The organism is Methanococcus voltae (genome assembly GCF_017875395.1).
Classification (GTDB): Archaea; AGJL01; Methanococci; order Methanococcales; family Methanococcaceae; genus Methanococcus; species Methanococcus voltae_C.
On sequence record NZ_JAGGMO010000001.1, the window covers coordinates 284,657 to 298,727 of the forward strand.

The 14,071-nt window shown below is 28.1% G+C and carries 13 protein-coding genes; 4 read left to right on the top strand and 9 right to left on the bottom strand.

Annotated elements, in window-relative coordinates:
• Nucleotides 1-40: 40 nt before the first annotated feature.
• The 4 genes from J2127_RS01305 to J2127_RS01320 all read right to left on the bottom strand — a co-directional run bounded on the left by J2127_RS01305 (nucleotide 41) and on the right by J2127_RS01320 (nucleotide 5,418).
• A complete protein-coding gene (locus J2127_RS01305) occupies nucleotides 41-1,150 on the bottom strand; it encodes a tryptophan--tRNA ligase (protein ID WP_209731637.1) in 1,110 nt (369 codons plus the stop codon).
• A 246-nt stretch (nucleotides 1,151-1,396) separates the two neighbouring features.
• The gene (mmp11, locus tag J2127_RS01310; RefSeq protein WP_209731638.1) at nucleotides 1,397-2,305 is read right to left on the bottom strand and encodes a methanogenesis marker protein 11; all 909 of its coding nucleotides are present in this window, start codon (nucleotides 2,303-2,305) and stop codon (nucleotides 1,397-1,399) included.
• 348 nt (nucleotides 2,306-2,653) lie between these two features.
• Entirely contained in the window at nucleotides 2,654-3,199 is a 546-nt protein-coding gene (locus J2127_RS01315) for a hypothetical protein (RefSeq protein ID WP_209731639.1), read from the bottom strand.
• A 347-nt stretch (nucleotides 3,200-3,546) separates the two neighbouring features.
• Nucleotides 3,547-5,418 (bottom strand): DUF5591 domain-containing protein, encoded by a 1,872-nt coding sequence (locus J2127_RS01320; protein WP_209731640.1) that lies wholly within the window; start codon nucleotides 5,416-5,418, stop codon nucleotides 3,547-3,549.
• Nucleotides 5,419-5,571: 153 nt separating this feature from the next.
• On the opposite strand from J2127_RS01320, the gene J2127_RS01325 reads away from it, so the two are divergent.
• On the top strand, nucleotides 5,572-6,756 hold the full coding sequence (locus J2127_RS01325; RefSeq protein ID WP_209731641.1) for a methanogenesis marker 16 metalloprotein: 1,185 nt from the start codon (nucleotides 5,572-5,574) through the stop codon (nucleotides 6,754-6,756).
• A 57-nt stretch (nucleotides 6,757-6,813) separates the two neighbouring features.
• On the opposite strand, the gene J2127_RS01330 is transcribed toward J2127_RS01325, so the two are convergent.
• On the bottom strand, nucleotides 6,814-7,710 hold the full coding sequence (locus tag J2127_RS01330; RefSeq protein ID WP_209731642.1) for a DUF4013 domain-containing protein: 897 nt from the start codon (nucleotides 7,708-7,710) through the stop codon (nucleotides 6,814-6,816).
• 234 nt (nucleotides 7,711-7,944) lie between these two features.
• Complete coding sequence (locus J2127_RS01335; RefSeq protein ID WP_209731643.1) at nucleotides 7,945-8,829, bottom strand: DUF4013 domain-containing protein; 885 nt, start codon at nucleotides 8,827-8,829, stop codon at nucleotides 7,945-7,947.
• A 270-nt stretch (nucleotides 8,830-9,099) separates the two neighbouring features.
• Between J2127_RS01335 and J2127_RS01340 the strand changes: the two genes are divergently transcribed.
• Complete coding sequence (locus J2127_RS01340; protein ID WP_348635405.1) at nucleotides 9,100-9,975, top strand: ATP-grasp domain-containing protein; 876 nt, start codon at nucleotides 9,100-9,102, stop codon at nucleotides 9,973-9,975.
• 68 nt (nucleotides 9,976-10,043) lie between these two features.
• On the opposite strand, the gene J2127_RS01345 is transcribed toward J2127_RS01340, so the two are convergent.
• The 3 genes from J2127_RS01345 to J2127_RS01355 all read right to left on the bottom strand — a co-directional run bounded on the left by J2127_RS01345 (nucleotide 10,044) and on the right by J2127_RS01355 (nucleotide 12,063).
• Entirely contained in the window at nucleotides 10,044-10,703 is a 660-nt protein-coding gene (locus tag J2127_RS01345) for a potassium channel family protein (protein ID WP_209731644.1), read from the bottom strand.
• Between the two features lie 132 nt (nucleotides 10,704-10,835).
• Nucleotides 10,836-11,465, bottom strand: coding sequence for a DUF483 domain-containing protein (locus J2127_RS01350; RefSeq protein WP_209731645.1), 630 nt, complete (start codon nucleotides 11,463-11,465; stop codon nucleotides 10,836-10,838).
• Nucleotides 11,466-11,583: 118 nt separating this feature from the next.
• A complete protein-coding gene (locus J2127_RS01355) occupies nucleotides 11,584-12,063 on the bottom strand; it encodes a phosphatidylglycerophosphatase A (RefSeq protein WP_209731646.1) in 480 nt (159 codons plus the stop codon).
• 216 nt (nucleotides 12,064-12,279) lie between these two features.
• Between J2127_RS01355 and J2127_RS01360 the strand changes: the two genes are divergently transcribed.
• Entirely contained in the window at nucleotides 12,280-12,864 is a 585-nt protein-coding gene (locus J2127_RS01360; protein WP_209731647.1) for a stage II sporulation protein M, read from the top strand.
• A gap of 139 nt (nucleotides 12,865-13,003) precedes the next feature.
• A complete protein-coding gene (locus tag J2127_RS01365) occupies nucleotides 13,004-14,062 on the top strand; it encodes a cobalamin biosynthesis protein (protein WP_209731648.1) in 1,059 nt (352 codons plus the stop codon).
• Nucleotides 14,063-14,071 lie beyond the last annotated feature (9 nt).

Sequence of the window (14,071 nt, forward strand, 5' to 3'; positions counted from 1 at the left end):
ATTACTTTTTTATTATTTTTTTAGCATGTGTTAGTAACCATTACTCCAATATTTTTTGGGCAACTTCCATTGCGTTATCCCTTTTTTCCTTCAAATCTGTTAAAAATTCAGAAACTTTCTCGTAACACTGTTTTTTACAGTTTCCGCAAGTTAATTTTCCAGATTTACAATCTTCGTACAATTCTTTTAATTCTTTATCATTCATGAAGTGGTATGCACAGATTTCGTAAATGACACATTCTTCAGGCATTCCACCTTTTTCCTTTTGTTCTTCTAAAGTTTCTCTGCCGCCAGTCTTACAAGACATTACTTTCTTTTTAAAGGATTTTGTAGTCTCATCAGTTAAATATATGGCTGTTTCAGGCTTTGAAGAACTCATTTTACCGCCAAGTAAACCAGTCATAAATCTATGGTATGTTGATGCAGGAGGTATAAACTTAAAATCTTTATATCTGCCGGCAATATCTCTCGTAAGCCTTATGTGTGGGTCTTGGTCAATTCCCACAGGTACTAACACAGGTACTTTTGATTTGTTACCTTTTATGCCTAATTTCTCATTTTCCACCATTTGTGGGTGAAGAATGTCTGCAACTTGAACTAATGGCGCGTATATGTGTCCAATATTTGTTTCATTTTTAAAACCGTATATTGCTTTCATTTCAGTGAAGTTGACTCTTTTTGCCAATCTGAGTGCTAAATCTTTTACGCCTTCATTTTTAGATTGTAAATATACGTTTATTTTTTCAGGATTAAGCCCTAATGCAATGTAATTTGCAATGTATTCTTCTATTGCAAGTTTTTTTGTTGTTTCAAAGCTTAAATCTCTTGCCCAGTATGCTTCCAAATCTGCAATAGGTATATAAATTTCAGCACCTAAGTTTTGGTAGTATATTAACTGGTCTACAACCATTTTATGACCCATGTGCATTTTTCCAGACGGCATCATACCACTAACTACTGCAAACTTCTTTTTTTCCTTTATAGTGTCTGCTATCTTATCAAAATCCCTGTGACCAAATATGATTCCCCTATTCATAAATTGGTGAGGCTCTTCTAATTTAGCCACTGCTTCCTCAATGCCCTTTATTCCAAAATTTTCCATTATATTTTTGTAATTTACATCATCCGTAACTTCCCAAGGGGTTATCATAATATCACCATAATTTTGATTAATATTACATATTACAATTTAATAATATGTTAATTGATTTTAAAATATAATATTTCTAAACAATTTCTAATAACTTATATTTAAGAATATTGAAATTAAAAAGTAAAAAAAAGTAAAAAAAGTAAAATATAAAAAAAATAGGATTTTAATTAAAAATTGGTTTTAAAAATAGATATAATGGATAATAGATAATATTTTAATATATTATTTGTAATTAATATTTAATTAATGTTTATAAACAATATCTTCTGGCAATTTAGATGCCATATCGTGATTTTCTGATAAACCCAAAGCTGCTACAGCACCGATAATTCCACCGTCACCAGTAACTTCCATTATATCAATATTATTTCTCATTGCCACCATTTTAGCATCTTCGATTGAAACCATTTCTCTTTTTGCATTTAAAGTATACAATCTCATACTTTTGGAGGGGGTTATACCAAAGTAAATTGCTATTGAAGTTTTATTTGAAAGAGTTTTTTCTTTTAAGATTTTCTTAATTTCTTTTCCGATTTCATACTTGTATTTTGGATAAATTGCAAATGTTAAAGCAATTGATACGCAATTTTGTGTTTTATTTGGATTTCCAGGGAATAACTGGGTTATTGTATGGTCTAAGTAGTAGCCCATACCTTTTTGCTGAATTAATTGACCAACTTCATTTGCCAATACCCAAGTTGCCCCTTCTTCCTTTGTATCCGTATCATCAATACCTACAGTTATCTTTTCCATTTTAGGGGTGATTAAAACTCCTTTTCCTAATTTAGAGCCCCCTCCTTTTTCAAGTATTTGTGTAGATATAACATTTTCAGCTTCTTTCCTTAATCCTACGCCTACACCGGCACCTGCCAATCCTGCGTAAGTTATTTCTACATCTTCATCTTTTAAGGAGATGCTTTCAATACCTGCTGCAGATAATGAAGGAACTAGCTCTAAATCCCCTTTTCCGAGTTTAAAAACGTAGTGGTGTTTGTTACCATCTCTCCACGCAGATATTATATTTGGAGATGTACGACTATATTGATATATCATCCATTCGGAACCACTTGGACATGGGTGTTCTTCCACCAATTCTACTAAATCAAGTTGTTCATCAACCATTGCAATTATTTTCTTGTAGGAAACATTCATAATATCACCGATATAATTAATTTTAAATAATTAAGACCATTATTTGGGTTATTAATGCTATTAATGTTACAGGAGATTTTATTTAATATATTTAATGGTATTCATTAATTTGTCATACTATATTAATTTAATTTTTATATAGTTAATTTTTATATAATATTACTAAACGTATAAATAATATTATTATTCTTTTAAACTAAAAATATAAATTCAAAATAGAATATTTGACCATAAAAATATTAGACATATTAAATTTAATATATAAAATTTAAAATGATTTTGAGGGTATGGAATATAAAAAATAATTAAATAAGTATAAGTTAATCCTGTGTAAAATTAATTTATTAATTATTCTATATTCGGGGTTAAATAAGAGGTTATTTCTTGTTTTAATAGTTCAAATATGTCTTGAGTAGGATACTCCGATATTTTTAAATCAATATCAGTATTGCAAAGTGCATAATTTAAAACATTTAGCTCTAAATCTCTTTCTACTTTATGAAAGTTTTCTTCTAAGCCTCTTAATCTATTGTATAAGTCCCATCTAACTTCATCATTCGTATTTACTTTTAAATCTTTTAATTTATTGATAGTTTCCATTATTTCTGCATAATTATAAAGTTTATGGTCCCTATTTATTTTTCTTAAATATTCTTTTAATTCGTCAACCATTTTTGCATAAATTCTTAATTCTTCGTTAAAAACCTGGATTTGAGACATATTTATTGAACATATATCCAAATCATTTAAAGTTTCTTCCAATATTTCTATTTCATTGTACAAACTTATATACTTTTTAAAAATAGTCTTCAAATTTTCTGAATTCTCATATTGTGGGTCTTTTAATAGAATAAGTTCGGCTAGTTTCTTTAATTCTGAATTAAATTGAACCATGGTGTCACATTTTTAAATTGAATTATAAATTGGTTAAAATTACAAATTTAAGTTATTAACTATTTTAATTTATTAACTATTATATGTTTATAAATATATTAATTAATAGTTGTTTTTTAAAAGTAGGTGAAAATTTCTATATTTTGGCTCATGCGTTATAAATTTTACAAATTATTGACTTTTAGTCTATGACTTAAAGTATTATAATTATATTGGTGGTTAAATTTTATTAATATTCTTATTATTTGTATTACCATTCTTATTAGTTTGCATTTAATTCGGTATTTAGCTAAAAAAATAAAATTATTAGTAAATATGTATTAATGTTGAGAAACATTGACATTTATTTACTTAAATACATGCCTTATGTTTAAAAGTATGCCACTTGTTGCTTTTTTCATCTCTGAAGCATTCATTAATGCCCTACCAACGCCAATATACTTATCCTCGTAGTAAATTACGACCTCGTCATTTACCGAAATAATATCCTGTGCATCTTTAAATCCTGGAGCAAATAAGGAACCTTTTTTAGCTTTGAAATTTAATTCTACCCAGTTTTCTTTACCGAGTAATTCTCCACCATTAACGGTCAGTACGAAAAGTCCTTTTCTGTCATTCAAAGTACATATTTGAACTTCTTTACCATTTTGCTTTATAAAGAATTTCTTATGTTTTCCTTTGACCACTACGTCATTTGGTATGAAATTCTTACCAAATTGGAATTTTGCAAGTTCTTGGTAGTTATGGATAACTTGTCCCCTTCTTGTAAATCTTAAAGGTTTTTCAGCTTCTATTTCGTGTTCATCTTCATTTGTTTTTTCAGCTTCTATTTCGCCTTCTTTCCTAGCCATTGCATTTAATTTTTGTTCTTCACGATTTTTTATTTCTAAATCTTTTAAAATTGCTTTTAAATTTGAAATTGAATCGTTTGTAGTTGGATTTCCATCTATTGATGAAACTATAAATTCATCCATATCATCCAATACTGAATTTATTTTTTCCATATCCAATATTTCTAAATAATGTTCTGGTAAGTGTGCAACAATTTTTAATCCTTTTTTGGAAGTTTCATCATTAGCGAATTTATCTTTTGCATTTTTCAAATATTTTAAAAGATTTTCATTTATAAAGTCGATTTCATCCGCACTCCATTCACCAGTTACTGGAATATCATATTTTACGGATAGTTCTAAAGCTCTTGGCACTATACCGTAAGGTGATGTTAAAATTAACTCATCTACAGGTGTTTTTATAGAATTAATAGCACCAATAAACTTTTGGTGTGATTTAGATAATGAATAAGGTTTTTTTGAAGAGCAAGGTAGTAAAACTATTAAATTACTAAATGGAGTATAATTAACAGCTCTTTCAATGTATTTCTTTACTTCAGGTATTTTAACTTCATCCATTGTTACAATTAATTTATTTTCCGTAGAAAGTGGTATATTTCTAAGGTCTGGTGCGTATCTTCTATAATTAGCTCTTAAATACGGGTCGGAAATTGTAGTTTCTTCCACTAAATTCCTTAACTTTTTATTTTCGATACAGTATAGTGTTTCTTCAATTATTGAATCCATTACTTGCCTATTGTGGATTTTTAAGTTTATATTATTCTTATTATTATTCTTATTATTATTATTATTATTATTATTATTGTCGTTACCTTTTATTAACTCTTTTTTAGTAGCTGAAGCAGTGTATTGTCTATTTTTTGATAATTGGTAGCCCATTGCTGAATAATAGTCCACAGCCCCATAATCAAAGTAATCTACACCCATATAAACCAGTAAAGGTACTTGAGAAGGCAATACATTTGGTACGTATATTCCAGCATTTGGGGAAATCTTTTCCCTTATTTTAGGAATTATGTTGATTAATTCTTTCCTAGATATCATTTGTACGATATCAGTTATAACGTATAATTCTTTAGTTGGGTCGATATCTTCCAAATTTTCAGATATATTCTTCCCAAAATTTATTATTTGTATTTTATTGTCGATATTGTCTTCATTATTTTGAATATTTACCGATAAAATCGTATTTTTTAAAGATTCGGGACAATCGAATGGAACTTTTAAAATAGCATTATTACTATTGTTACCATTATTTTTTAAATAATTTTTATCAATTATTTTAGGAGTTACACCTATTTTTTCGCCTTCAATTTCAATTGTTTCTTTGCAAATTCTTCCTATATCATACATTAGTGGCTCTAACATTATTACACCATTATTATATTAATAAAAATACTCATAATTTATACTATCATATAAATTCAATACTATAAATAATAATTTAATAATTATAACTTTGGATAATATACAAATAATAATATAATTTTACAATACTATTACAACAAGAAAGATGATAAAATGGAAAATTGTGAAAAAATTATTGTAACAGTTGAAGAATTAAAAAAAATGGTAAAAAATAATGAAGAAGACAAAATTAACGAAGTAGATATCGTTACTTGCGGTACTTGTGGTATAATGTCTGGCACCATGGCGATAATGCACGTCCCAATGAGTCAAAAATTTAGAAAAGCGGAAAAATTCACATTAAATGGAATTAATTGTAATGTTGGTCCTTGTCCTAATGAGTATTTGGGTAGTGTAGATATTACAGTGAATGGAACAACCCATACCGAAGATTATGGCGGTGGATTTTTATTTAAGGATTTAATAGCGGGAAAAGAAGTAGTAGCTAAAGCTTACTGTGATAATGTAGTTTACGAAAAAACATTGACATTATCTGAAATACCTACTGCGGAGCTTATAGGTACTAGAATGGCTTTTAAAAACTACGTTGCTTTAACAAACCTTGGAGAACCTGTTAATACAATATTCCATAGGGTTGCTTTGAAAAAAGGAGAAGCTTCATTTTCAGGCTGTGGAGAATACAATCCCCTTCAGAACATGAATACAGAATATTCTAATTTATTTGGAAAAAAAATCTTGTTAAATGGTTCTGAAGGTCTTATATTAGGATATGGTACAAGATATTCCGCAGAAAAGCCGAATTTGATGGTTAGTGCAGATATGCACAATATGGATGACTATTATATTGGAGGATTCCATACTTCTGCAGGAGCTGAAATTTATGATACAGTTGCGTTACCAATTGAAATGAACGAGAAAAATAAAGAATACCTCATGACTGTTGACGATGAGATAGTACTACCCCTTACAAACGTATTGGGTCGTGAACTAATCAAAAAAGCCAACTATAGCGAAGCTTGGAGCAATACTGATTTAAGACCAAAAGTAGACTTGAGCAAGTGTACTGAAAATAAACATCGCAATGGAAAAATACCTTTAAGTAAGTTTTGTGAAGCCGTAGCTTTGTGTCCAACGAAGGCTCTTGAAAATGGTATTCCTTCGAAAGATTGCTTTGGTTGTGGCGTTTGTGCCACCATATGTCATGAAGGTGTTTATAGCATGAATATGAACACTGTTGGAGGTATTCCTGTTACTTGCCGTCAATCTGATAGAGTTAGAGCGTTAACACTTTCAAAAGAGCTTAAAAAACGAATTGAAAAAGGAGAATTTAAATTATAGATTTATTTTATATTTTATCTATAATTTAATTATAGTCCTATGTGTATGAGTTAAAAATTATTCTTCCAAATCATAATATTCTAATTCTTCATTTATTTTTTTATAATAAGTTCCATAACACCGGTATATGTATACGGAAACTAATGGTAGGGTTATTGAAGCATAAAGTATGCCTACTACGCCCAAAACAGTTGCCAACATAAGGCTTTCGGTTATAATTCCGAAAACTATTGCGAAAACTATTAAGGCATATAATGGTAACTCGATTATCAAAGCCACAATGGTCGCAACAATAAGTATTGCTAGCCACTTTAAACTCATCATTTTAACTATTTTTTTAACTTCAAAAAATGCTTTGAATTCCTCTGTATGGGCATAGTTAGAAAGAGCAAGGGGCGTATATATTGCTTGGATTATTGAAAGTATAAGTTTGAAGAACAAGACTATTAGTGAAACAAATAACGCAAATATTCCTATATCAGAATACGCGAGCAAAAATGTACCCATATAATCTATAATTTCAAAACCTAAATTAAGTAAGAAGAATACAATACTTAAAATTACACTACCTATGAAAAATACGAAACCTTTAGAAAATAATTCTTTCCAATTTTCCCAGTCCGGTAGTTTTTGTTCTCCTTGGATTGTAGTGCTCAATATTTTCATAATATAGCCATTTAAAAATATGGATATTATCAAATCGATTATAATTCCAAAAAAGAGGAAAATAACAAAACCGACACCCAATGAAAACATCAACATTACGAAAGATTCCGGTGACATTTGTCCCATATCAACTGCAGATTTGGAAATAAATGGGGTCACTATTGTCACCAACATTATTAAAAACATTGCAAGTGGTATAAATTCGAGTATTGCGAATATTAAAAGTGCTTTAATATTACTTATGGCATATTTCAAAGGATTTATAATATAATCGTCTCCAAATCCCAATTTCTCTCCTCCATAAAAATTAAAAATTATGAATTAATAATAACCTAAATAATACAATATTATATTTGTATATATATTTTTGACTATTTAAAAATTACAGTGATTAAAATAATAAGAATAAAAATAATACTAAGAATAATACTAAGAATAATACTAAGAATGATAATATTAAAATAATATCGTTAAAAATTAAAAATATTTAAAAAAATTAAAAAGAATGAGATTATTTAATATTTAATCCATATCTTTTGTAGATTCATCCATATCTGCATGTTCTACTTTATTAAACACCATTCTACCGATAGGGTTGCCTATTACGGACTTATAGTATGTAGCATAACATCTGTATCCATAGAATGAAACTATCGAAGATGTAAATGCTGCTAATATTGCTGCTAATATACCTATAATAGCACTCATCTCATAGCTACCGCCGATTATAGACATTACAAAGCCTGCAACTAATGCGAATGTAGGTATCATCATTATAATAGACACAATAATCACTACAATTAGTATTGCAAGCCATTTTAAACTCATCATTTCAGTTATTTCTTTAACCCTAAAGAAAGCCGTGAACTGCTCTGTATAGGCATAGTTAGAAGCTGCTAATGGCGTATAAAGCATTTGGAATACGGATACGATAATAGATATAAGTCCCGCAATTGCAGGTATTCTCAAATAATCAAATGGCAATGCAAGTATAGTACTTATTATAGAGAATGCTACAGCCACTAAAAAACTACCAATTACAAATATAAGACCTTTAGTTAATAAATCGCCCCATTCTTCCCATTCTGGTAGTTTTTGTTCCCCTTCTACCGTAGTTTTTATTAATTTTACAATATAACCATTTGTAGCTAAGGAGATTAATATAGATACAATCAACCATATTAAAAACCCAATTCCTGCAGTTGTTAACAACATTATTATTGTTTCAGGCGTCATACTGTCCATACTTGAACCATATTGCGAAATAAGTGATATTCCAGTTGTTAATACTACTATCAACAATAAAGCCAAGGGTATAAATCCCAATACCGTATATATCAAAAGTGCTTTAATATTACTTATTGTATATTTCAAAGGATTTATAACATAATCATCTCCAAATCCCATAATATACCTCCGCTTAACTTAAGCATTTTACCGATACTAACCTCAAATAAGATGATATAATTCACCCCCAAATCCTCATATCTCTATTTTTTGGTTAGTATTCTGCCACTCTGTATTTCTATTTACAATAATATATTTGATACTCATAATATATATACAAATATTAAATTAAATAAAATAGTAAAAAAATAATTTATTAAAAATGTCGAATATGGTGATATTATTAAAATCGGAATATTATGCGGTAAAAAAACCCGTGAAAATTTAAGGATATTTGAAGAATTTAAATACTACTTTGAAAATAGTGAAAAAAAGGAAAATAAAAGAAATAAAAAAACTGAAGAAGATAGTAATTCTATAGAATTTATAGATACAAACCAATTTATCAACTTTAGAAGTGAAGAAGAGATATTGAAATATGATATAATTATATCAAGAGTTGAAAGAGATTTTTTAATAAAAGGATTGTATGTGTTAAAATATATTGAAAGTATCAATGAAAAGAATTCAAAAAATGGATTAAAAACTGTAAAAATTATTAATGGTTCTAAAGCTGTTGAAACTTGCCAAAATAAATATTTAACATACGTAAAACTAAATGAAGTTATGCCAAAATCCTATTTGACATTTTCAAAAGAATTTAAGGCTATTAAAGAATTAATAGAAAAAACTATCGAATATCCCGTAGTTGTAAAGCCTGTTTACGGCGGTTATGGAAATAATGTACTTATGGCAAGAGATTCAAAAGAGCTAAACAACATTTGTGATTTAATTAACTCTTCTGGCGGAGAAATATTTTTACAGGAATATATCCCATATAAGCACGATTTAAGAGTTTTTGTCCTTGGAAACGAAGTTATCGGCTGTATGGAAAGAATACCCCAGGATAATTGGAAAGCAAACTATTCACTTGGTGCTACAATTAAAGAATTTGAAATTAGTGAAGAGATTAAAAAGTGCGTATTAAATGCCACTAAGCAATTGGGAGCGGAATTAGTGGGAGTAGATGTTTTAATAACAGAAAAAGAGTTCAAAATTTTAGAAATGAACATTACCCCTCAATTTAGCGGAATGATACATTTTGTAGATGTTCCTAAAAAAATAATAGAATATTGCCTGAATTTATCAAAAAAGGACAGTGAATAAGTTGATAATGTAGGATATAAAAATAAAAAATAAAAAAATATTAATTATTTACTTTTTTAATTATTAAATTATAATTCTCCGCTTGAAAACGTTTTTCTCACAGTGTCTAAAGACTCTGACTTAGCTAGCAATAATATTCTATCATAAGGCTTTAATTCAGTGTTTCCGTCAGGTATTTTTAATTCATTACCTTCGTAAATTGCAATTATGACATAATCTTTCGCACCCAATTCCTTAATTTGTTTATCTGCAACCTCTGAATTAGGTGGTATGATTAATTCCAAAATTTCTGCGTCTCCCCTACCTATTATAGCCAAATCCACAACACCCGGTCTGTCAATTAGCTTTTCCAAGTATTTTGCAGCTACTAATTCAGGACTTATGATTACATCAATTCCTAAACTCTCGAAAACTTCCTTGTAACTTGGCTCGCTCACTCTTGCAATTGTTTTTGCCACACCGTGTTTTTTTGCAATCAAACCACTTATTAAATTCAATTCTTGATTACCAGTTACTGCAATAAATACATCTGCTTCCTCAATTCCTGCATTTTCTAAAGTTTTAACTTTAGTACAATCCCCATTCAATACTAAAGCGTCCAACTCTCCAGCAACTTCGTCACAGACTTCTTTTCTGCTATCAATAACTACTAAATCATAGTTCTTCTCAGATAATGATTTAGCAAGCGTACTTCCAACTCTACCCATACCTGCTACGATAATATACATAAATATCACCAAAATATAAATTTAAATAGAATATTCATTAATTAGTTAATTATTTAAAATTGATATTAATTATTAAGCATTAATTAATATTATTGATTAAAAATTATTATAGTTAATATTAATATAATTTAACTATAATTTACCATCTAAGACTATTTTTTCAAAATATTCTTCATAAGCCCCGTGTAAGTGAGGTAATTCACAGTAAAGTAATTTTTCCAACTCTTCTAACTGTTTAAACTCCTTTTGATTAACTGTTCCTATCAATTTATTTTCCCAGGCTTCTTTACACATAATACTACAAGGTATAAACCCTGATGGTAAAACTATAGCATATACATCATTTATATTTGGAATATATTGCTTAAAAAATTTATAATCTTCAGAATCGATAACTTTATCATCTTCTGTTTTTAGTAATTTTATTAAATTATCTACATCTTTTAAATGTTCTGAATCAATACCGAACCTACATTCTTCGGAAAATGAGTTTACACAACATTTTGGGTAATTTAGCAATTTTCCAAGTTCCATATCATCTAATCGTCGGTATATGCCTAATTCCGAAGAAACGAAAGGATCTATGGCGGGCCTAACTACTGGATTATATTTATCAACGATGTAAATCTGTTTTCTTAGCCTTCCAATTACTTCATCTAGCACAAATGGATCCATTCTTGTAATATGGCTTTTTAAAATGGGAAATTCGTCCTCAAGGCTTTCAATATTTGTTATTTTTTCATATAAATATTTTATATCCACAATATCCCTTTTTTAACTATTTTAAATAATATTAATTCATAAGTTTAATAATTTAATAGTTTAATAATTTAACAATTCAATGGTTATTGCCTTAGTAGCCTAATAATCTATTAATAGATTAATTTATGTTTTCAAATAATTTAGACATGCAACCTGCGACCAATCCTGCTACGGCATCATCCAAATACATGTATCCTTCTTTATCCAATTTACCAATTATACCGGGTTTTTTAGCATCATACCATTTAAAATTAAAGGTTCCTTTAGTACCTGCTATTTCATTTGCAATACTCATTCCAATTACTTCGTCAGTATATATGTATGTAGGGTCGCTTTCGTAATCAAACGGCATATTTCCAGCCTTTCCCTCTTCATCCATCAATATTGCACAAATTAATAATGTGTAGACGTTGGGATTTTGTACAGATATGTGTAAAATTTTGTAAAATTCATTCTTTATTTTTTCTTGTTCATCATCTTCACAAATACACATTTTCATTCCTGAATCCAATAATAATTCTGAATTTACGGCATATTTGGCCAATTTTTTCATTATATATTGATTATCGATTAAATTTGTAATATTTTTATCATCCATTTGAAAACCTATATGCTATTTTTTATACCATGTTTTGTAAATTAATAAGTTATAAACTACAAGTTATAATTTTATTAAATATAAAGATAATATATACTATTTGGAATATAATTATTATTGTAATTTTATAAGTATTTATTTAATAATGTTAGCTTTAATTTTAATAAGTTTTAAATAAATAAGTTATGGTTTGGCAACAAAATATAAGGGGATAGGATGAGCAAAAATGTTTATGCAGTATTGGAAACATTTTACGCATTTAAAAGGCAAAAATACATCATATATGCAACAACAGCGATATTTTTAATTTCTTTTATAGTGTCATATTATATGATATTATATAACGTGATGGGCTGTGGAGACTTCGGAAATACCGTATTTCAGAGTTTAGCACCTCAATTCGAACAATTTAGAAATATGGGGTTCATAGATTTGACTATTGCAATAATTATAAACAATCTATTTGTTATATTTTTAAACTTGATATTAACAATATTTTCATTGATTATATTGGTATTTAATTCGTTTGTATTAGCATATGTTGCTTCTATTAGTGATTTACCAACCTTTTTGTTATTGGTGATCCCACATGGAATATTTGAGATACCGGGATTTATACTATCTAGTAGTGCAGGGATTATTGTATTTATCGGTATTTTAAGGTGGATAAAAGATTCTAAATTCCATAAAATATATTTGCAGGACGCTTTAAGGATATTTGTTGTTTCTGTTATCTTAATAGTAATTGCAGGAATAATTGAGGGCACAGTTACATTTTCAATTGCAAAAGCGCTCGTATAATAAAATAAATTAAATAAATTAAAATAAAATATTCTTTTTTTTATTATTTTAAAGATTACTTTAATTAAATTAATAGTAAATTTAATATATTTTAAAAAATATACTAAAAATAAATTGATTGACTAAAAATGGTAAAAATATGATAAAAATTTTATATATTACGAAAAATGGCAAAGTAATTGGCGAAAAAATAAAAAAAGTATTGGAATTTTACAAATATGACTGTTCAATCGAATATTCGAAAGAATTCAAGCCTGAAGGAAATGAAAAAGGTTTTATATTTATAATGGCTACAGGAATAACCTTAAGAAAATATGTACTTGGAGAATTGAGAGATTATATTAAAGATAAAACCAAAGACCCGTTTATTATTGCAGTTGATGAAATGGGAAATAATATAATACCCCTATTATCAAGCCATTTGGGGCATGGCATGTATTTCTCTAAATTATTAGGCGATGAATTACAAATTAATGTTTCAAAAACCACTGCTTCGGACGTTAACAATAAAATTGGTATTGACGTACTCTCTGAAAAATATTTTTTAGAAACACCTTCTAAAAAAGCTATACTAAAGATAAATAAGGCCGTTTTGGAATATAAACCAAAGTTAAGTATCCCAATATCTTGGAAAAATTCAGAAACTGAAAAATTAAGCGAAAGTTACGAATTAGAGTATCATGATTCAAAAGATAGTGATTTAGGGCATAAATATGATAGTTGGATATTTGAAGATACTATGGTATTAAAAGCAAAACCAATTTGTTTTGGTATTGGTGCAAGAAAAGATATTCCAAGTCATAAAGTATATTGGACAGTTAAAAAAGCTTGTTACCTCAGGAATATACCTGCATGGCGTATTAATAGCTTTTCAACAGTTGAAGTGAAAAAAAACGAGAAAGGAATTATATATACTGCGTCAAAGTTTAAAAAACCATTGAATATCTACTCGATAGATGAATTAAATAATATTTACAATAACTTCGATAAAAAAGGTACTTTGAAACGTTCTGAGTTTGTACACAAAAATATTGGAACTTATGGAGTTTCTGAGCCTTGTGCAATCTTGGATGTACTTAATCATATTGATTATAACTTAGATGAGCATAATAAAAAAGATATTTTAGAATCTATTGATTTAATATTGCCTAAATTAAAAAATGATGGCGTAACAGTATCAATTTGTTCTACAATTTAATTTTTATAT